This window comes from Haloparvum alkalitolerans (assembly GCF_050122995.1).
GTDB lineage: Archaea > Halobacteriota > Halobacteria > Halobacteriales > Haloferacaceae > Haloparvum > Haloparvum alkalitolerans.
In genome coordinates, this window is sequence record NZ_JBNLIA010000003.1 from 199,351 (window position 1) to 217,965 (window position 18,615).

At 69.9% G+C, this 18,615-nt stretch carries 15 protein-coding genes and 1 tRNA gene; 7 read left to right on the forward strand and 9 right to left on the reverse strand.

Features of this window, described 5'->3' with window-relative positions; translation table 11 throughout:
* Window positions 1-83: 83 nt before the first annotated feature.
* On the forward strand, window positions 84-2,387 hold the full coding sequence (gene tatC / locus ACQE3L_RS04555) for a twin-arginine translocase subunit TatC (RefSeq protein ID WP_426962599.1): 2,304 nt from the start codon (window positions 84-86) through the stop codon (window positions 2,385-2,387).
* Window positions 2,388-2,634: 247 nt separating this feature from the next.
* Here the strand turns inward: tatC and ACQE3L_RS04560 are convergent, their stop codons facing one another.
* Entirely contained in the window at window positions 2,635-3,114 is a 480-nt protein-coding gene (locus ACQE3L_RS04560) for a DUF192 domain-containing protein (protein ID WP_426962600.1), read from the reverse strand.
* 138 nt (window positions 3,115-3,252) lie between these two features.
* On the opposite strand from ACQE3L_RS04560, the gene ACQE3L_RS04565 reads away from it, so the two are divergent.
* Window positions 3,253-3,326, forward strand: a tRNA-Val gene (locus ACQE3L_RS04565).
* A gap of 46 nt (window positions 3,327-3,372) precedes the next feature.
* Here the strand turns inward: ACQE3L_RS04565 and ACQE3L_RS04570 are convergent.
* Window positions 3,373-4,662: a hemolysin family protein gene (locus tag ACQE3L_RS04570; protein WP_426962601.1), complete on the reverse strand. Its 1,290-nt coding sequence runs from the start codon at window positions 4,660-4,662 to the stop codon at window positions 3,373-3,375.
* A gap of 216 nt (window positions 4,663-4,878) precedes the next feature.
* On the opposite strand from ACQE3L_RS04570, the gene serA reads away from it, so the two are divergent.
* A complete protein-coding gene (serA, locus tag ACQE3L_RS04575) occupies window positions 4,879-6,483 on the forward strand; it encodes a phosphoglycerate dehydrogenase (protein WP_426962602.1) in 1,605 nt (534 codons plus the stop codon).
* A gap of 37 nt (window positions 6,484-6,520) precedes the next feature.
* Here serA and thpR read toward each other — a convergent pair whose 3' ends face one another.
* Entirely contained in the window at window positions 6,521-7,075 is a 555-nt protein-coding gene (gene thpR, locus ACQE3L_RS04580; protein WP_426962603.1) for an RNA 2',3'-cyclic phosphodiesterase, read from the reverse strand.
* A gap of 522 nt (window positions 7,076-7,597) precedes the next feature.
* Between thpR and ACQE3L_RS04585 the strand changes: the two genes are divergently transcribed.
* Complete coding sequence (locus ACQE3L_RS04585; RefSeq protein ID WP_426962604.1) at window positions 7,598-8,485, forward strand: tetratricopeptide repeat protein; 888 nt, start codon at window positions 7,598-7,600, stop codon at window positions 8,483-8,485.
* Window positions 8,486-8,785, forward strand: a complete 300-nt coding sequence (locus tag ACQE3L_RS04590) for a DUF424 domain-containing protein (protein ID WP_426962605.1) — start codon at window positions 8,486-8,488, stop codon at window positions 8,783-8,785. It abuts the gene before it with no gap.
* A gap of 27 nt (window positions 8,786-8,812) precedes the next feature.
* Here ACQE3L_RS04590 and ACQE3L_RS04595 read toward each other — a convergent pair whose 3' ends face one another.
* From ACQE3L_RS04595 to ACQE3L_RS04620, 6 genes are all read right to left on the reverse strand, one after another.
* Window positions 8,813-9,478: a nucleotide-binding protein gene (locus tag ACQE3L_RS04595; RefSeq protein ID WP_426962606.1), complete on the reverse strand. Its 666-nt coding sequence runs from the start codon at window positions 9,476-9,478 to the stop codon at window positions 8,813-8,815.
* Complete coding sequence (locus tag ACQE3L_RS04600; protein WP_426962607.1) at window positions 9,475-10,272, reverse strand: DUF7857 domain-containing protein; 798 nt, start codon at window positions 10,270-10,272, stop codon at window positions 9,475-9,477. The genes ACQE3L_RS04595 and ACQE3L_RS04600 overlap by 4 nt, the downstream gene beginning before the upstream one ends.
* 83 nt (window positions 10,273-10,355) lie before the next feature.
* On the reverse strand, window positions 10,356-11,246 hold the full coding sequence (locus ACQE3L_RS04605) for a DUF7856 family protein (RefSeq protein WP_426962608.1): 891 nt from the start codon (window positions 11,244-11,246) through the stop codon (window positions 10,356-10,358).
* Window positions 11,247-11,585 carry a DUF7855 family protein gene (locus ACQE3L_RS04610; protein WP_426962609.1) on the reverse strand — a complete coding sequence of 113 codons (339 nt, stop codon included), beginning with the start codon at window positions 11,583-11,585 and terminating at the stop codon, window positions 11,247-11,249.
* A 77-nt stretch (window positions 11,586-11,662) separates the two neighbouring features.
* Window positions 11,663-11,971 (reverse strand): DUF7854 family protein, encoded by a 309-nt coding sequence (locus ACQE3L_RS04615; protein ID WP_426962610.1) that lies wholly within the window; start codon window positions 11,969-11,971, stop codon window positions 11,663-11,665.
* 3 nt (window positions 11,972-11,974) lie between these two features.
* Window positions 11,975-15,496, reverse strand: a complete 3,522-nt coding sequence (locus ACQE3L_RS04620; RefSeq protein WP_426962611.1) for an LAGLIDADG family homing endonuclease — start codon at window positions 15,494-15,496, stop codon at window positions 11,975-11,977.
* A 365-nt stretch (window positions 15,497-15,861) separates the two neighbouring features.
* On the opposite strand from ACQE3L_RS04620, the gene ACQE3L_RS04625 reads away from it, so the two are divergent.
* Together ACQE3L_RS04625 and ACQE3L_RS04630 are read left to right on the forward strand one after the other, a co-directional pair.
* Window positions 15,862-15,990 (forward strand): hypothetical protein, encoded by a 129-nt coding sequence (locus ACQE3L_RS04625; protein WP_426962612.1) that lies wholly within the window; start codon window positions 15,862-15,864, stop codon window positions 15,988-15,990.
* A 139-nt stretch (window positions 15,991-16,129) separates the two neighbouring features.
* The gene (locus tag ACQE3L_RS04630; RefSeq protein ID WP_426962613.1) at window positions 16,130-18,580 is read left to right on the forward strand and encodes a DEAD/DEAH box helicase; all 2,451 of its coding nucleotides are present in this window, start codon (window positions 16,130-16,132) and stop codon (window positions 18,578-18,580) included.
* Window positions 18,581-18,615 lie beyond the last annotated feature (35 nt).

An 18,615-nucleotide genomic window follows, 5' to 3' on the forward strand; every position in this document is an offset into this window, starting at 1 on the left:
CCGCCGGATCGCCCCCGACGGCGGGGGTTCGGGAGCGTCGGCGTTCGAAAAGGTTGATAACCGCGACGCGCTTCCGGCCCGGTATGGCGAGTGCCCTCGACGAGGACACCCAGCAGACCTTATCGGAGGGGCGCGACGCGGCCGCGACCGTGTTGCGCTCGGTCCAGAAGGACCTCCAGAAGGTGTTCATCGTCTTCCTGATCGGCTTCATGGGCACGTTCTACGCCCTCCGACTCTACGTCTGGGACACGCTGAAGGCCAACACCAAGTCCAACATGCCGCCGGACGTGGCCGCCGAGACCGAGATCATCGCCCAGACGCCCTTCGAGGTCATCCTGCTGCAGGCGAAGATCGGCCTGATCGTCGGCGGGATCGTCGCCGCGCCGGTGCTCATCTACTTCGCGCGCGACGAGCTCCGCGAGCGCGGCGCGTGGCCCCAGACGCCGGTCGCACGGTGGAAGCTCGCGCTGATCGGCCTGCTCGCGGTCGCCCTGTTCACGGGCGGCGTGGCCTACGGCTACTTCGTCTTCTTCCCGGTGATGTTCTCGTTCCTCGCGTCGTTCGGCCTCGACGCGGGGCTGAACCCCAGCTACTCCATCGTGATGTGGACGGAGTTCATCGTCTTCCTCTCGCTGTCGTTCGGGCTGGCGGGACAGATGCCGCTCCTCATCACCGGCCTCTCCTACGCCGAAATCGTCCCCTACGAGACGTTCCGCGACAAGTGGCGCCACGCGGTCGTCCTCATCTTCGTCTTCGGCGCCATGTTCTCGCCGCCGGACCCGTTCACGCAGATCATGTGGGCGGTGCCGCTGATCGCGCTGTACGGCTTCAGCCTCTACCTCGCGAAGGTCGTCGTCACCGCGAGGCGCTCCTCGGACCGCATCGACGTGCTCGGGTCGATGCGCCGCCACTGGAACGTCGTCGCGGGCGCGGCGGTGCTGGGCGGCGGCCTCGTCTACGCGTTCTACGAATACGGCGGCCGCGCGGCGGTCAACGACCTGCTCCGGTCGCTCGGGAGCACGCGGCGGTTCCTCGCGCCGGGCGAGGGGCTCGGCCTCGACCCCGCGACGGCGGCCGGTATCTACGCCGGCCTGTGGGCGCTGCTTTTCGTCGTCGTCGCGACGCTGGCGGTCGTCTACCGCGACCTGGACACCGTCGCACCGGGCGGCGAGTACGGCGACCCGACCGCCATCGACATCGGCGGGCTCGACGCCGGCGGCGTCCGCGCCGCGCCCGAGCAGGCGTTCGCGTCCCTCGCCGAGGAGGAGGCGCTCGCGCTCGCCAGCGAGGCGATGGACGACGACGACCCCGAGAAGGCGCAGGCGATCCTCGACCGCTTCGACGAGGCGACGCCGGACGAGGAGACGGACGAGGAGGCCGGCGCGGACGCCGAAGCGGGGACCGACGACGGCGGGGCGGCCGGCGAGTCCGCCGGCGCCGAGCCGGCTGCGGAGGTGAACGCCGTCGCCGAGGAGACGCCGGGCATCGCCGACGACGTGGGAGAGCGCGCCTCCCGGGCGAGCTCGACGTTCCTCGACGAGCTGACCGAGGAGGGCGCCGACGAGGACGACATCGGCGGCTACTACACCGACCTGAAGTTCATCTTCGACTCGTTGCGCTCGCGGTCGTTCCTCCTCGTGGCCTGGTTCCTGATCTGGATGGCCGGGACGTTCACCGCCCTGTATCTCGGCGGTCTCGGCCGCGTCCGCGAGGACTTCATCAGCCGCGTGCCCCCGGCGCTCGACACCTCCTCGTTCACGATCATCACGCTCCACCCGGTCGAGGCGCTGATCTTCCTCGTGAAGTTCTCGGTGCTCGCGGGCGCGTTGATGACGCTGCCGGTGTTGGCGTACTCCGCGTGGCCCGCCCTGCGCGACCGCGGGTTCGTCCGCGGCCGCCGGAACGTCATCTTCGGCTGGGCCGCGGCGCTCGCGGCCGGCCTGATCGGCGGATTCGTACTCGGCTACTCGTACATCGCTCCGACGATCATCAGCTACCTCGTGACGGACGCGCTGAACGCCAACATGGTGATCACCTACCGGATCAACGACTTCTTCTGGCTCATCGTGTTCACCACCATCGGCATCGGCCTGCTCGCGGACGTGCCCGTGCTGATGGTCCTTCTGAACTCCGTGGGGATCACCTACGGCGCGTTCCGCGGCCGCTGGCGCGAGGTGACCATCGCAATGTTGACCGTCGCCGCGATCTTCACGCCCGCGGACATCATCACGATGTTCCTCGTGACGGTGCCCCTGATGGCCGCTTACGGCATCGGGATCGCCGCCCTGTTCGTCGTGACGCTCGGCGGCCGGCGGAACCTCGCGCCGCCCTCGGCGATCATCGAGACCGGCCAGCGCGTCGAGAGCGAAGTGCAGGACCGGATGTAGGGCGCGGTGCCGGTCGGACGCGCCCCAGTTCGGTTCCGACGCCGCCGATCGGCACGGCGACGGTCGAACGGCTCCGTCGGCTCGCCGGGCTACTGGTCGGGTTCTCCGGCTGCACTCACTGGTTCGATAGTGGTCCCTCGACGGCCGCACCCGCCGCAACTGCACGGGGACCGCGGACTGGGCGTCCTGGGTGTCGCCGTCCCAGGAAGCGGGGGCGACGACCGAGACGGGCACCGGGCCGACACCGTCAGTCGTCGCGCTCGATCCGCACCTCGTCGCCGACCTCGATGCCGCGCTCGTCGGCGTAGCCGGCCCGCACTTCGAGCACGTACAGCCCCTCGCCTTCGTAGCGCGTGTACGGGGGTTCCTCGGGCTCGGCCCCGCGGTGGATCTCGGTCACCGCGCCGTCCGCACTCACGAACAGGATGTCGATGGCGAAGGCCATCTCGCGCATCACGTACGCGCGCTCGGCCGACTCGTCGTGGACGAACAGCATCCCCTCGTCGGGGTCCAGCGACTCGGTCGCAGAGAGGCCGACGTACTGCTTCACCGGGCCGTCCGCGACGCGGGCGTCGACCGTCGCGAGCGTCGCGCCCGAGTCGTCGTCGGTCACCGTCACGGTCGCCTCCTCGTAGCCGACGATCAGCAGCGCGGGGTTGGCCCACGCGACGACGACGAGGGCCGCGAACAGCAGGCCCGCGGCCGCGACGAGGTGGCGGCGGTTCACGGCCGCGACTCGGGGGGCGCGAGGGATAGCGGTTGCGCCGCAGGTGAAGACCGGTTCGCGGTCGGAGGGGCGAGAGCCGCCGCGGCCGCCGCCCGGATGGGAAACCGTTTTGAGCGCGGGAGCGTTTCGGAACGTTGCGGGCTTGTGGTCTAGCTGGTCATGACGCGGCCTTTACAAGGCTGAGGTCGGCGGTTCGAACCCGCCCAAGCCCACTTCCGTCGTTGACCGATCGGGGAGCCGTGGGTGCGGACGGCGGCCTCAGACGTCCGTTTCTCCCTCCCCGTTCTCCGCCCCGGCAATCGCCTCGTCGCTCCGGGTGATGCGCACGCGCTTGATCCGCGTGCCGGTCGCCTCGACCACCTCCAGCGTGGTCGCGCCGAGTTCGACGCGGTCGCCCGCCTCGGCGAGGCGGCCGAGGTGGGCGTGGATCAGCCCGCCGACGGTCTCGACCCCGCTCTCGGCGGGCAGGTCGGTGTCGAGCGTCTCGTTGACGTGCGCGACGGTCGCCCAGCCGCGGACGACCGCGACGCCGCCCTCGCCGACGCGGACCGCCTGCGTCTCCCCCCGCCCGACGATCTCGCCGACGACCTCCTCCAGAACGTCCTCCAGCGTCACCAGTCCGGTGACCGCTCCGAACTCGTCGACCGCGAGCATCAGCCCCGCGCCCGTCGCGCGGAACTCCGCGAGCAGCTCGTCCACGGGCTTCGTCTCCGGGACGAAGTGCGGCTCGTGGACGGCGGCCGACAGCTCGTCGCCGGCGTCCCGGGCGGCGATGGCGTCCCGGACGTCCACGACGCCCACCACGTCGTCGCGGTTCTCGCCGTAGACCGGGAGCCGGACGACCCCCTCTCGGACGGCCGCATCGACCGCCTCGGCCGGCGAGCTGGTCGCCGGGAGCGAAACCATGTCCGTCCGCGGGACCATGATCTCTCGGACGCGCGTCCGTTCGAGGTCGAGCACGCCGCGGATCATCGCCCCCTCGGCGGGGTCGAGGGCTCCGGCCTCCTGTCCGGAGACCACGAGCGTCTCGATCTCCTCGCGGGTGACGTACGACTCGATCTCGCCCTCGCCGCCCGTGAGTCGGTTCACGGCCGCGGTCGTCACCTCGAAGATGTAGAGTACGGGCCTGATGACGCGCTGGACGGCTCGGACGGGGCGGGCGACCCGGAGGGCGTGGCGCTCGGCGTTGGCGACCGCGTACGACTTCGGCGCGATCTCGCCGAAGACGATGACGAAGAAGCTCGTGACGACGGTCGACCCCGTCGCCGCCTGCGAGGCGGGGAGGTACTGGACGAGCACCGCGGTCGCGACCGAGGCCGCGGCGATGTTGGCGACGTTGTTGCTCACGAGCACGGTCACGAGGAAGCGGTGGGGGTCCCCCCGGAGCGCCGACAGCGCCGCCGCGCCCGGCACGTCCGACGCAACGACCGCGTCGAGGCGGTGTTTCGCAACGGAGAAGACCGCGAGTTCGCTGCTTGAGAAGAAGGCGCTGATCGCGGTCAACAACACGATGGCCGCGATCCCGATCAGGGTGACAGTGAGACTCATGCCCGTAGTTGCACGCCGTGCGACAAAAGGGACCATCCCGAACCGGCGATCGCGGTCGGGCCGAAACCGGATCGCCGGGCCGTCGATAGTGTAGTCACGAACGCGGTGTTTCCAGTCGAAGTGAAGGGAGACGATATGCACACACGCGGATCGAACCGCCCGGCAAAACGGCGCGATGAGGAAAGCGTTAACCCCGCGCCGCCGGTTGCTCGGAGTATGAAGGTACTCGTGACCGACCCCATCGCCGACCCGGGGTTGGACCGACTCCGCGAGGCGGGCTACGAGGTGGAGACCGACTACGAGGTCGAAGGTGACGCGTTGCTCGACGCGGTCGCCGACGCGAACGCGCTGATCGTCCGGTCCGGAACCGACGTCTCCCGCGAGGTGTTCGAGGCCGCGGAGGACCTCGTCATCGTCGGCCGCGCCGGCATCGGCGTGGACAACATCGACATCGAGGCGGCGACCGACCACGGCGTCATCGTCGCCAACGCGCCGGAGGGGAACGTCCGCGCGGCCGCCGAGCACACGGTCGCGATGACGTTCGCGGTCGCGCGCTCCATCCCGCAGGCGCACGGCCGCCTCGTCGACGGCGAGTGGGCGAAAGGGGAGTACCTCGGCACCGAGGTGAACAACAAGACGCTCGCGATCATCGGCCTCGGCCGCGTCGGCCAGCAGGTCGCGAAGCGCCTCGACTCGCTCGGGATGGATCTCGTCGTCTACGACCCCTACATCTCCGAGGAGCGCGCCGCGCGGCTCGGCGCCGAACTGGAGGAGGACCTCCACGCGGCGCTCGGCCGCGCCGACTTCGCAACGATCCACACCCCGCTGCTGCCCGAGACCGAGGGGATGATCGGCGAGGAGGAGCTCGCCCAGCTCGAGGGCGGCTACCTGATCAACTGCGCGCGCGGCGGCATCGTCGACGAGGACGCGCTCGCGGCGGCGGTCGACGACGGGACGCTCGCGGGCGCCGCGCTCGACTCCTTCGCGGAGGAGCCGCTCGACCCCGACTCGCCGCTGCTCGACGTGGACGAGGTCGTCGTCACGCCGCACCTCGGCGCCTCGACCGAGGCGGCCCAGGAGAACGTCGCCACCGACACCGCCGACGCCGTCATCGCCGCGTTCCGCGACGAGCCGGTGATCAACGCGCTGAACGCGCCCTCCGTCGACGAGACCGCCTTCCCGCGCATCAAGCCCTACATCGACGTGGCCGAGACCGCGGGGAAGGTCGCCGCACAGCTGCTCGACGGCCGCGTCTCCTCCATCGAGGTCACCTACGAGGGCGACATCGCCGAGGAGGACGTGGAACTCGTCACCGCCAGCGCGCTGAAGGGCGTCTTCGAGCCGCTGGAGTGGCAGGTCAACGCGGTCAACGCCCCCCAGCTCGCGGAGGACCGCGGCATCGAGGTGACGGAGTCGAAGACGCGCCAGACCGAGGACTTCCAGAGCCTCGTCCGCGTCGCGGTGAGCGCGAACGGCGAGACGCTCGCGGTCGAGGGGACGCTGTTCGCGGGCGAGGACCCGCGCATCGTCCGCATCGACGGCTTCCGCGTCGACGCGGTGCCGTACGGCCACATGCTCGTCGCGCGCAACGTCGACGAGCCGGGCGTCATCGGCCTCATCGGCACCGTCCTCGGCGACCACGGCGTGAACATCGCAGGGATGTACAACGCCCGCGAGGTCCACGGCGGCGAGGCGATCACCGTCTACAACCTCGACTCCGACGTGCCGGACGACGCGGTCGCCGACCTGCTCGCGGACGACCGGATCGTCGAGGTGACCGAGATCGTCCTCGACGAGCCGAACGGTCGCTCCGAGGAGTAGCGCGGACGTCTCTGCCGGCCCTGCGGCCGGCCGCTTTTCACAACTCGAACCGCGCGACGGTCTCGTACTCCGGCCCCTCGTGGGTGAGATGGGAGGCTTTCAGCCGCAGCTCCGTCGCCTCGAACCGCCCCACGTCCGGGGTCGTCTCGCGGACGGCCTCCTGAACCAGTTCCTTCCCACGGGTGTCCCGCATCCGCGCGAGCGTGACGTGCGGCGTGAACGCGCGGTCGTCCGGTTCGAACCCCAGCTCCGTCGTCCGCGTCTCCAGTTCCTCGTGGAGCGCCGCGAGTTCGGCCGCGCCGTCGCCGACGCCGGCCCAGACGACGCTGATGTAGTCGAGCGAGGGGAACACGCCGAGTCCCCCGACGCCGACCTCGAAGGACCCCACGTCTGCCGCCGCGACCGCCGCCGCGCCCGCCTCGACCACCGCATCGTACTCGTCGTCGGTCACCTCGCCCAGGAAGTCCAGCGTGACGTGGGCGTTCGCGGGGTCGACGGGGTCGAGCCCCGCGGCGTCGGCGAGCGGTTCCTGAACCTTTTCGACCGCGTCCGCGAGTTCGGGCGGCAGGTCGACCGCGAAGAACGCGCGCATGGATCGGTCCCCGGTAGCGCCGGCGACCCGATAAAGCGGTCGGCGCGCGCGAGAAACGCGCGCGAGGGAGGCGGCGGCGCGGCCGCCCTGCGGTGCGGTTTCGCGGCCGCGCCGTCGCCGAGGTTGGGGAGGTGCGAGGCTGCTGTGCTGTGCGGGGCGGTCGCGGTGCTGTGCGGAGGGTGGGCTGAAAGGGGCAGCCGGCTCGATCCCGCCCGGACGACGCAAGCACCGCAGCGGGCTGTGGGGAGAGCGAGGAGCGCAGCGAGGGTCCCGCGAGCTTGCCGAGTGGGACGACGGCAGTCGCAGCCCGGCAGTCCGCTACTGCAGGCAGCCCGGACCGTCTGCCGGAACCCGGCGCGGTCGAGCCGGCTGGGGCTTTCTGAGTGTTTCCGTCCCGATCAACAGGATCCGCATCGAAACCGCTTCGGACCGATCGGTTCACGAGGGCTAAGACGAACGCCTCGCGTTGACCGGCATCCGCGACGTAACCCTTACCCTCCGCGACCGCCAAGTTGCGCCCATATGACCGACCAGCAGGACGACCGCCACGAGTTCTCGTCCGGACAGGGGCTCGACGAGGACTACGAGGAGTTCACGCTCGACCCGCCGGAGCTGAAAGCCGACCCGACGAAGGAGGACCCGGTCGACACGCGCGTCATCACCGACGAGTTGGACCGTCGCAACATCGCCAGCGACGAAGTCGACGTCGACCAGATCCTCGACGTGGGGCTGTCGTACATGGGGATCAATCGGTTCGAGGAGGCGACCTCGACGTTCGAGCGCGCCGCCATGTTCGCCGAGGACGACTCCCTCGAGGAGCAGGAGGCGTGGGTGAACAAGGGCGCCGCACACGCGGAGCTGGAGGAGTACGACCAGGCGATCGGCGCCTACGAGGAGGCGCTCCGGATCGACGACGACTCGGAGCACGCCGCGACCGCGGAGACGAACCTCGCCTACTCGCTGTGGGAGTTCGGCCGTCACGAGCAGGCGCTCGAACACGCCGAGCGCGCCGTCGAGATCGACCCCCGGTTCGCACAGGCGTGGTACAACCGGGGCTTCTTCTTGGTCGAGCGCGGTCTCGCGGAGGACGCCGTCACCTGCTTCGACAACGCGATCCGCCTCGGCCACCGGAACGCCGACGTGCTGGAGGAGAAGGCCCGCGCACTCGAGAAAGCGGGCGAGACCGAACAGGCAGAGGAGGTCGCCGAACAGGCTGAAGAGCTCCGCCAACAGCAGGAACAGGAACTCGTCGAGGAGCACGGCGGGGGCGGTCCCGGCGGTGCGCCCGGCGGAAGCGGTGCGCCCGGCGGAAGCGGTGCGCCCGGCGCCCCCCCGACGGGCGAGCCGGCGTCCGAGGAGTCCCCCTTCGACGGGCGACAGCTCGAGGGAGAGGGCCCGGAGGGGTTCTAGGTGCTGCTCCGCGAGCGGGAGACGAACGAGGGGCTGCTCGTCTCCGTCTGCGACCCGGACTGCATCGGCGAGACCTACGAGAACGGGCGCGCCTCCATCACCGTCGAGGAGAACTTCTACGGCGGCCCCGAGGCCGTGGAGGCGACCCGCGAGGAGGTCGTCGCCGGCCTCAAGCGCGCGCAGGTGGCGAACATCGTCGGCACCGAGGCGGTCGGCGTCGCCGTCGAGGCCGGCCTCGTCGACGAGGACGCCGTGCTGGAGTTCGGCGAGACGCGCCACGCGCAACTGCTCTGGCTGTAGCCGCTCGGGATCCGCTTTTCGGCCCGGTCAGTCCGCCGGCACGCGATCGGCCAGCGATCGCACCGCCGCGGCCGCGTCGCTTTCCGGCGCCGCGTCGACGACCGGCTCCTCCTCGGTCACCGAACGCCCTACCCGCGGGTCCGCCGGAATGACGCGAACCGGCGCGCCCAGCGCGTCCGCGACGCGACCGGTCGGTACCTCGGCGGGATCGACGGCGCGGTTGACCGCCGCGGCGACGAGCCCGGCGCCCAGCTCGCGGGCGAGTTCCCGCGTCCGGATCGCGTCCGCCAGCGCGAACGCGCGCGGGGAGACGGCGAGCAGGCAGGCGTCCGCGGCCGCCAGCGGCACGCCGGCGTCCGCCCGGCGGCCGGCCGGGCAGTCCACGACGACGGTCTCGTGACGCCGTTCGACCGCGCGGAGCGCGCCCGCGAGTTCGGCGAGATCGCACGCCCGAGCGCCGGCGAACGATCGCCCGCAGGGAACCACCGGGACCGGCCCGCCGCGAACGCACTCGATCGGGTCCGCGCGGCCGGCGAGGACGTCGTGAAGGTCCGGTCCGCTTCCCCGGCCGGTCGGGAGGTCGGCCATGCCGAGGTCGGCGTCGACGACGACGGCCGACAGCGCGGCCGCGAGGTTGTACGCCAGCGTCGTCTTGCCGACGCCCCCCTTTCCGCCCGCGACGGCGAGGATCACGCCAGCCGGTCGAACGCGTCGGTCGGTGGCTCCGCAGCCGCCGCGCGCTCCGCGAGGCTCTCGGCCCGCTCGGCAACGGTCGCCAAACGGTCCGCGTCCGACTCGACCCGAGCGACGAGGTCCGCGGCCGCCGCGGCCCCGCCGGTCGCCGCGAACACCTCCGTTGCGGTCGCCACGTCCGCGCCGTCGAGCCGCTCCGCCCGGACGACGCGCCGCTCGACAGCGTCCAGCCACGCCTCGACCGCGGCGGGCTCCGCGGGCGTGACCGCCGTCCCGTCTTCCTGTTCGTCGCCCGACCGGTCCTCGACGCTCGCGGTGGCGGAGTCGCCATCAGACTCGATCGCGGGCGCCTCTGCGGTCGATGACGCCGTTGCGGACGGCTCCGTCGCGGGCGGGGCGTTCACGGTCGGGCGAGAGTCGCACGCTTCCCTCGGCGGGCGGTGGTCACCGAGTGTCCGGATCGCCGCGGCCGGGTCGGGATCGTTCCCGGGACCATCCGTCTCCGCCTCGTCGGCACGTTCGACGCCCGCCAGTTCGACCGGCGCCCCGTCGCTCCCCGCGGCCGGCGCCGGACAGGCGTAGCCGACCGCACGCGTCCCGCCGGCGTCGACCGCGAGCGTCGCCCCGTCCGCGTCCCAGCCCGCCTCGGGGACCCCGCCGCGACGCGGGGGAAGCACCGGCCCGTCGAGTCGGTTTTCGAGTCGGGCACGTCGGGGCACGCTCGCGTCATTGACGAGGCGGCAGGCGACGAACGCGACGCCCGCCTCGCGGCGGCGGGTCCACTGCAGGTCCATGCGCCGGAGTGGCTCGCTTTCGAACATAAATGTCCGTTCGGTCGCGGCGGGGGCCAGCGGCTCTTCCCGGGACAGAGCGGCGATCAGAGGCGGATCACGGGGGCGTCGAGCGTCCGAGCCGCGGCTGCGGCGTCCGCGAATCGGCGACGTTCGAGTGCGAGGACGACCGGCGCGTCGAGGTCCGCGACGCGGATCGCAGCCAGCGAGACGGTCGGGAGGTCCATCGCGGAAAGGTCCCGGTCGCGGTGGCCGGTTGGCGGGACGGACCCATCAGGACCCGGGACCGCAGCGAGCGCTTCGTCGACCGCTGGACGCACGGCGTCCGCTAACTCCCGCCGAGCAGCCCGCGCGAGGTTCCCGACCGCGTCCGCGAGTTCGAGGCGGCGCTCACGGGTATCCCGTGCCTCCCGTGCCCGCCGCCGTGCGCGTTCGAGCGCCTGGTCGGCGGCGATACGCGCCGTCTCCGCCTCCGAGAGTGCCGTCGCGGCCTCCCGAAGCGCGGCTTCCGCGTCGCCGGTGGCGGCGTCGAGGTCCCGTCTGGCGTTCACCTCGCCGCGAAGCGAGGCCACGCGCTCGCGGAGCCGCTCCTCCTCGCCCCGCGCGTCGGCGGCGCGTTCGCGAGCCTCCCGAAGGTCGACCGCCGGCTCGGGCAGCGACGCGAGTTCCGCCCTGCGCGCGGTCAGCTCCGCCTCGACCGAGGCGGTTTTGCCCCGGGAACGGGCCGCGGCGGCGAGTCGCTGGCGAGCGGTTCGACCGTCCGGTACCAGCCCGAGAGCCGCGTGCCCCGGGCCGGCGTCGGGAGCCGACACCGCGACGGGGACGCCCACACACGCGGGGTCCGCTCCCGCCTCGACGGCGCTCGCCAGCGCCTCCGCGAGCGTGGCCCGGTCGGTCGGAACCTCCCCGCGCTCCACCGCGGTCGACAGGTCCACCGCCCGTCCCGACGCCTCGACGCTTCCGACGCGTACCTCCATCTACAGGTCACGCCCGCGGAGCGACTCCGGATCCGGATGCTCCGTCCCGGCGGCGAACTTCGCGTACGGCGTCGACGGTTCGTCCCGTTCCGCGTACGCGGCCGCCGCCTCGCGGACCGACGCGTCCACGTCCGCGAACTCGTTGAACGGCACCGTCCGCTCGACTTGGACGTCGCCTCCATGAGCGGCCCGAAGCCGGAGCGCGAGAAACGCGCCGTAGGCGGTCGCCTCCAGCAACGCCGCGCGACCGAATCGCCGTACGACGCTGCCCTCATGACGTCGGCACGCGTTCCGGAGCGCCGTCCGTGCGTCCGGTGAATACGTCACCACCAACAACATACCACCTTTTCCGAATGTTACTAAATTAAGTCTATCGGGAGAGAATATTTATCGGAGAGGCGAAGGGGGACCGCCTCTCAGACACGTTCGATCTCGAAGGAGCAGTCTCCGTCCTGGGCGATCCGGTCATCGTCCGCGCCGCTCCGGATACTCGCGCGCTCACGGACGCGCTCGCGGGCCGCCGGTTTCGAAGGGGCGACCACGACGGTCCCGTCCGCGGGCGGATCGCCGACCGCGCGGAACACGTCGCCGTCGCCGTCGAACTCCGTCGCGTATGTCCGGAGGATCGACGCCACCCGGCGCTCGGTCTCGGAGAGGTCACGCTCGCCGTCCTCGAACGACCGGATCGCGTCCTCGATGTTGCGGATGGCGGAGATGCGGTCCATCGATCAGGTCGTGCGGAGGTGGTTCTGCTGCGGTTCGTACACCTCGCCCTTCCGGCGGAGTTTCTCGATCTCCTCCTCCGCCTTGTCGGGGTCCGTCCCGATCTCGCTGGCGCGGTCGAGCACCTCGTCGACCGGCGCTCCCTCCTCGTACTCGTCTTCGATCTCCGCGATGAGTCCCTTGATGTTCTTGATGCGGTCGCGCTGGCTCTTCGAGGTGCCCGTCTCCACCACGTCCGCGTCGAACTGCCCCGTCTCCGGGTCGATGCCGATGTCCTGTAGACACGACTCCACGATCTCCGTCGAGCGCTCCGCGTCCTCCAGCTCGACCGTGTCGGAGAGCCGAACGCGGGCGCTGGCCTCCGCGAGCCGGACGAGCGCCTCCAGCTGACGGGCGGTGACCGGTACCGGGGAGTCCTCGTCCATCCCCTTCGAGCGCAGGTCGACGTAGAACCCCTCGATGTGCTCCTTCGCCTCGTCGGTCATCGTCGGGAAGCAGTTCCGCTTGGCGTAGGCGATGTACTTGCGCAGCAGGTCCGCGTCGATCTCCGGCGCCACCTCCTCGGTGACGTCGTCGACCTCCTGGCTGGTGAACTCGGACGTCTGAACCTCCGTCATCTGGGTGTTCAACTCGCCCGCGTAGTTCGTCTTGAGGATGTGCTTGGCGAGCTTCGAGTCGTGTTCGGGGTCCGGCTGGTCCGTCACCGTGAAGATGAGGTCGAACCGCGAGATGAGCGCCGGCTCGAGGTCGATCTGCTCGCCGATGGGCTCGTACTGGTCGAACCGCCCGTACTTCGGGTTCGCGGCGCCCAGCAGCGAACACCGCGCCTTCAGCGTCGCGTTGATCCCCGCCTTCGAGACGGAGATCTTCTGCTGTTCGAGCCCCTCGTGCATTGCCGACCTATCCGACGAGTCCATTTTGTCTAGCTCGTCGACTGCGGCGATCCCCTTGTCCGCGAGCACGAGCGCGCCCGCCTCCAGCGACCACTGCTGGCCGTCGCCGAAGTCGTCGCGGACGGCTGCGGCCGTTAACCCTGCTGCACTTGATCCCTTTCCGGACGTATAAACTGATCTTGGGGCAATATTCTCGACATAACTGATCATCTGGGAGTTGTGTGAGATGACCCCGTTCGAGACGTAATTGTGCGTTCCCGCGACCTCGAGGTCGTACACCCAGTCGGCCCCCGTATCGACCAGTTCGATGGACTCGATGCGGTCCCAACGAGCATCTCCATCTACGAACTGTCTGAGCGCAGCAATGCCGGAAAGGATCGACCCACCATCGGCTTCAGCAGTCGCATCGTGGCTGGGGCGGTCGGAGTCCGAATGGGCGTCCTCGAAAGCGTCGAGAACCTGAGCAAGGGCATCGACGCTCGGATTTCGGTTCCCCGCTTCGTAGTGGCGATACGTGTTGCGTGGCACACCACACTCGTACTGCGTGAGACCGAGAGATTCACGGAGACGACAAAGTGTTTGACCCACGTTGGGAACGACGTTCAGGTTCGTGTTTCGATCCGTTTTGAGGTGCTCTTCGGCCGCACGCTGTTTGCGGTCGGTGACGAACCCGATCTTGGTGACGTATCTGTCGAACTGGGTACCGCTGATCCGGAGGCGGTGGCTACCGTTATGGCGCTCGTGGAGTTGGGCCGAGATTCCGTGCTGAAGCAGAAGGGATCGCACGTCGATGAGGAGTTCCTCACTGATCGATGCGACGGTTATCTCTCGCTGAGTGGTGGAGACGTGTCCTTCCCCCTCGATGAACGCTTTGATAAATGCCTTCGAGATCCGTTCGGAGGCTCCGAATATCGGTGTCGGGACGCGCTTCTCTGCGGAATTTTTGAGCAGCGAATCGTCAAGGCTTCCGAGGAAGTCGACGAATTCGCCTGCGGAACACATCAACTCGCGTGCGTCCTTCCCGGGGTGTGGTTCTCGCGTGGTGGTCTCGAGACCGAGCGCGTGAAGTCCCCTCCGTGCGTCGGAGAGAACAGCTTCGTCGTTGTTCGTGATCGAGACGAAGCCGGAGTGGTCGCCACGCTTCTCAACGTAGCCCTCCGCAACGATGTAGCCGATCAGGCGGGCGAGTTCCGGCGTCCACTGCGAAGGGGGATCGAGACGCACCGCGTTGTACGACTGCGCGCGGCGGAAGTCGACGTCAAGTGAGTCGTCCGCCTGCACGTCGAGATGGTTCGGGATAGCTACGAATTCGCCAGCTTCGAGCTCGTCCGCGGTAGTCGGGGCGAACTGCCCATCCTGCTGGACGAACAGAGGATGCGACGGTGTCACCTCTATCTCTCTTCCCGACGCAGTCTCGATACGGTACATCTGCTCCGGGGCCTCTCGCTTCCAGACCTTCGTCGCGCGCGACGATCCGATCGTCCCGTCCTGCTGGAGTGCGGGGACCTCGAAGTCGACCGCGTCCCATACGCCGTCATCGATGGCTTTCGGATCGTCGAGGTTGTCCTCGACCACCTCGCGGATCGGGACCTCACGCCCGTCCCCGAGCGTCACCCTCGTGTCCCCATCCACGCACTTCCCGGTACCAGGGTCGCCGATCAGCAGCATGTGGAGGTCGCCGCGAATGCGGGAGCCGTCGGGGAGGTGTTTCGTGACGCCCGAGAAGAGCTGGAGGATCATCGCGAGCTTCTCCTCCTCGTAGCCGTAGATGGCGGGCGCGAGCGACGCCACCATGTCCTCGTACAGCGTCGGGCGATTGGAGAGCTCGATGATCTCCTCGACGTCGTCGGCCGTGATGTCCATGTCCTCGAACTCCTCGTCTTCGATGCGGACGGAGACGCCGTCCATGTAGAGGTCGAAGATGGCGGACTTCTCGTTGCCCTGCTGGACCTGCTCGATGTGGAGCACGCCGACGACGGTGACGTGGTCGCCGGGCGTGACGTTGCCGGTGATGTCGTCCTCGATGTCCACGTCGATGGACTGGGGGGTCTCGCCGCCGCGGAGCCCCTCGGGGGACTCCTGAATGCGGAGCTTCTGGGAGTCGACGAACTCCGACTGGTCGAAGTTGACGTTGAACGGCCCCTGTCGCTCGCAGCCCTGGCACTCGTGGGGCTCCTGGAAGCCACCGTCGGCCTGCGGGATGTACGTCATCGTGCCGCAGCGCTGGCACTCGAAGGCGGCCTCGGTCACCTTCGGGCGGACGTCGGTGGCCTTGCGGACGATGCCCTTGATGGAGACGAGCTTGCCGATGTGGTTGTCGTGGACGCGGATGCCGCGGATGTCGATGCTCTCCGGGAGGTTCTCCAGCCGGACGTGGGCCTGCCCGAGGCTCACGTCCGCGGGGAGGTCGTAGAGCCGGAGCGCCTCCTCGGCGTACTCCTGCATCTGGTCCGGCTGGCTGCGGAAGTCCTCCGCGAGGTCGCGGTCGAACTGGTAGAGGTCGTCGTAGTCGAGGAACAGCGACCGCTGCTCGTTCGGGTAGTTCTGCGCGAGCGTCCCGATCTCGTCGCGGTAGTAGTTCCGGTAGAACTGGATGAACCGCTCCGTGAGGTCCTGATTCCCGGCCTGAGCCATTGAGACACCCTTCGGCGCCATCACCTATGAACCTCATGCCTCCGGGGTGGAAGTGGACCGGCGGCGGTGCGGATCGACCGCCGAGGGGACGGCGGAGCGCCGTTCGTCGCGGCCAGTCGCTCGGCGGGTCCTGGACCCGCTGTCGGGCGAGCGCGGCCACTCATCTCCCCAGCCTCGACCGCGAGCCGGGCGCGGAACCGCAGCGCGGGACAACCCGCGACCGCGCGAGGTCGCCGCGGCGCGCGCCGGTGTGGGACGGCCGGCGAAGCGACGTGCGCGACCGACGGCGGCTCGCTCGCCACCTGTTTCGAGACGCTGGAACCGGAGTAACGGTTATTAGGACGTGTGATACATACCCACGCGTGATGAGCGGGTCGACACGACACAACGGCGCCCGCGTCGCGGAGTGGGCAGCGCTCATCGGGGAGGAGGTCCCCGAGGAGGTCGCCGACCGCGGACCGGGCGCCGGGACGGACGCGAGCGAGGGCACGTAAGGGTAGAGGGCGCGGAGCGACCGCGTTCCCGCGCCCCCGACCGCGGCGGAGCGCCGCAGGGCGCCGGAGCGTTCCGTGCGCCGACCACTTCCACCTCGCTTCGCGAAGCCTTATCCGCGAGAGCGGACAAGGAGGCACGATGGCGACGGAGGCCGACGCGGCGAGCATCGAGCACCCCCTGCTGGATCCGGGCTTTCTACAGCGGCGACGCTACCAGCTGCAGCTGGCCGACGCGGCCCGGAACAGTCACACGCTGGTCTGCCTTCCGACCGGCCTCGGCAAGACGACGGTGAGCCTGCTCGTGACCGCCGAGCGGCTTCAGGAGGCGGGCGGGACAGCGCTGTTTCTCGCGCCGACGAAGCCGCTCGTCCAGCAGCACGCCGATTTCTACCGCGAGGCGCTGTCGATCCCGGACGACGAGATCGTCGTCTTCACCGGCGACGTGAAGCCGGCCGACCGCGCGGCGCTGTGGGACTCCGCGCGGATCGTGATCGCGACGCCGCAGGTGGTCGAGAACGACCTCGTCGGCAACCGGATCTCGCTGCGGGACGTGACGCACCTCACCTTCGACGAGTGCCACCGCGCGACCGGCGACTACGCGTACGTCTACATCGCCGAGCGCTACCACGCCGACGCGGCCGATCCCCTCGTGACGGGGATGTCCGCCTCCCCCGGCGGCGACACCGAGGAGATCGAGATCGTCTGCGAGAACCTCGGGCTCTCGAACGTCGAGGTGATGACGGAGGAGGACGCGGACGTCGACGAGTACACCCACGACACGGACGTGCGCTGGGAGGAAGTGACGCTACCCGAGGAGGTACTGGAGATCCGCGACGCGCTCAACGAGGTGATCGCCGACCGGCTGGAGACACTGAAGGAGCTCGGCGTGACCAACCGAACGAGCCCCGACCTCTCCCAGAAGCAGCTCAACAAGATGCGCGGCAAGCTCAAGCGCATGATGGACAACGACCAGTCGGAGGGGTACAAGGGGATGTCCACGCACGCGGAGGTGATGAAGCTCCGCCGCGCCGTCGAGTTGGTGGAGACCCAGTCCGTCGAGTCCGTCCGGCGCTACTTCGAGCGCCAGCGGCAGGCCGCCCGCTCGTCGGGCGCCTCGAAGGCCAGCCAGCGCATGGTCGCGGAGCCGAAGGTGCGCGAGGCGATGCGGCGGGTCGAGTCGTTCGACGACCTCCATCCGAAGTTCTCGAAGACCCGCATCCTGCTCGCGGAGACGCTCGGGATCAACGAGGGCGAGCGCGCCATCGTCTTCACCGAGTCCCGCGACACGGCCGAGGCGCTCGTCGACTTCCTCTCGGCCAGTTTCGACGTGCGGAAGTTCGTCGGACAGGGCGACAAGGAGGGCTCGGACGGGATGAGTCAGACGCAGCAGCAGGAGACGCTGGACGCGTTCCGCGCCGGCGAGTTCGAGGTGCTCGTCTCCACCTCCGTCGCGGAGGAGGGCCTCGACGTCCCCGAGGTCGACCTCGTCCTGTTCTACGAGCCGGTACCGACCGCGATCCGCTCGATCCAGCGGAAGGGCCGGACCGGTCGACAGGCCGAGGGGCAGGTCGTCGTGCTGATGGCCGAGGACACCCGCGACGAGGCGTTCTTCTGGATCTCGCGACGGCGCGAGAAGCAGATGGAGTCCGAGCTCTCCGACCTGAAGGCCGCCACCGACGAGATCGAGGAGTCGGTCGGGGGCGGCGACCAGACCGGGCTCGACGCGTTCGGCGGGGAGACCGCCGAGGTCGGGGACGCGGAGGCCGCGGCGAACTCGGACGCCCGGACCGACGCGAGCGCGGGGGCGGACGCGAACGCGGAGGCGGACGCGTCTCCGGAGGAGCACGCGGGACTCGCGGACTACGCGAGCGAGGTCCGCGAGACCGAGGGGGAGGACGACGACGCGGAGGAGGGCGTCGTCGCCACCCCCGAGTCGGACGACAGCGTCGAGGTCGTCGTCGACCAGCGCGAACTCGACTCCAACATCGCCCGCGACCTCTCGAAGCGCGACGGGCTCACGACGCGGCTGGAGACGCTCGCGGTCGGCGACTACGTGCTCTCGGACCGGGTGGCCGTCGAGCGGAAAGCCGCGGCCGACTTCGTGGACTCGCTGCTCGACGGCGACCGCTCCGTCTTCGAGCAGGTGGGCGACATGGCCCGGGCGTACGGCCGCCCGGTGATGGTCGTCGAGGGCGCGGACCTGTACGGCCAGCGCAACGTGAACCCGAACGCGATCCGCGGCGCGCTGGCGTCGCTCGCGGTCGACTTCGACGTGAGCGTCCTCCGGACCGAGGACGAGGCGGACACCGCCGAACTGCTGGAGACCATCGCCCGCCGGGAACAGGAGACGGCCGACCGCGAGGTGAGCGTCCACGGCGAGAAGAGCTCGAAGACCCTGCCGGAACAGCAGGAGTACGTCGTCTCCGCCATCGCCGACATCGGCCCCGTGACCGCTCGGTCGCTGCTGGAGCACTTCGGGACGGTCGAGGGCGTGATGACCGCCCGCGAGGAGGACCTGCTCGAGGTCGACGGCGTCGGCTCCGTCACCGCCGAGCGCATCCGCGAAGTCGTCGGCAGCGAGTACCAGTAGCCCGGCGACGACCCCCGAGGGCGCGCTCGGCGACG

What these genes read in the sequence shown, in the direction of transcription:
- tatC (WP_426962599.1), top strand. Translation starts at nt 84, where the DNA reads ATGGCGAGTGCCCTCGACGAGGACACCCAGCAGACCTTATCGGAGGGG.
- ACQE3L_RS04570 (WP_426962601.1), bottom strand. Translation starts at nt 4,662, where the DNA reads ATGAGTCTCACTGTCACCCTGATCGGGATCGCGGCCATCGTGTTGTTG.
- serA (WP_426962602.1), top strand. Translation starts at nt 4,879, where the DNA reads ATGAAGGTACTCGTGACCGACCCCATCGCCGACCCGGGGTTGGACCGA.
- thpR (WP_426962603.1), bottom strand. Translation starts at nt 7,075, where the DNA reads ATGCGCGCGTTCTTCGCGGTCGACCTGCCGCCCGAACTCGCGGACGCG.
- ACQE3L_RS04585 (WP_426962604.1), top strand. Translation starts at nt 7,598, where the DNA reads ATGACCGACCAGCAGGACGACCGCCACGAGTTCTCGTCCGGACAGGGG.
- ACQE3L_RS04600 (WP_426962607.1), bottom strand. Translation starts at nt 10,272, where the DNA reads ATGGACCTGCAGTGGACCCGCCGCCGCGAGGCGGGCGTCGCGTTCGTC.
- ACQE3L_RS04605 (WP_426962608.1), bottom strand. Translation starts at nt 11,246, where the DNA reads ATGGAGGTACGCGTCGGAAGCGTCGAGGCGTCGGGACGGGCGGTGGAC.
- ACQE3L_RS04610 (WP_426962609.1), bottom strand. Translation starts at nt 11,585, where the DNA reads ATGTTGTTGGTGGTGACGTATTCACCGGACGCACGGACGGCGCTCCGG.
- ACQE3L_RS04615 (WP_426962610.1), bottom strand. Translation starts at nt 11,971, where the DNA reads ATGGACCGCATCTCCGCCATCCGCAACATCGAGGACGCGATCCGGTCG.
- ACQE3L_RS04620 (WP_426962611.1), bottom strand. Translation starts at nt 15,496, where the DNA reads ATGGCTCAGGCCGGGAATCAGGACCTCACGGAGCGGTTCATCCAGTTC.
- ACQE3L_RS04625 (WP_426962612.1), top strand. Translation starts at nt 15,862, where the DNA reads ATGAGCGGGTCGACACGACACAACGGCGCCCGCGTCGCGGAGTGGGCA.
- ACQE3L_RS04630 (WP_426962613.1), top strand. Translation starts at nt 16,130, where the DNA reads ATGGCGACGGAGGCCGACGCGGCGAGCATCGAGCACCCCCTGCTGGAT.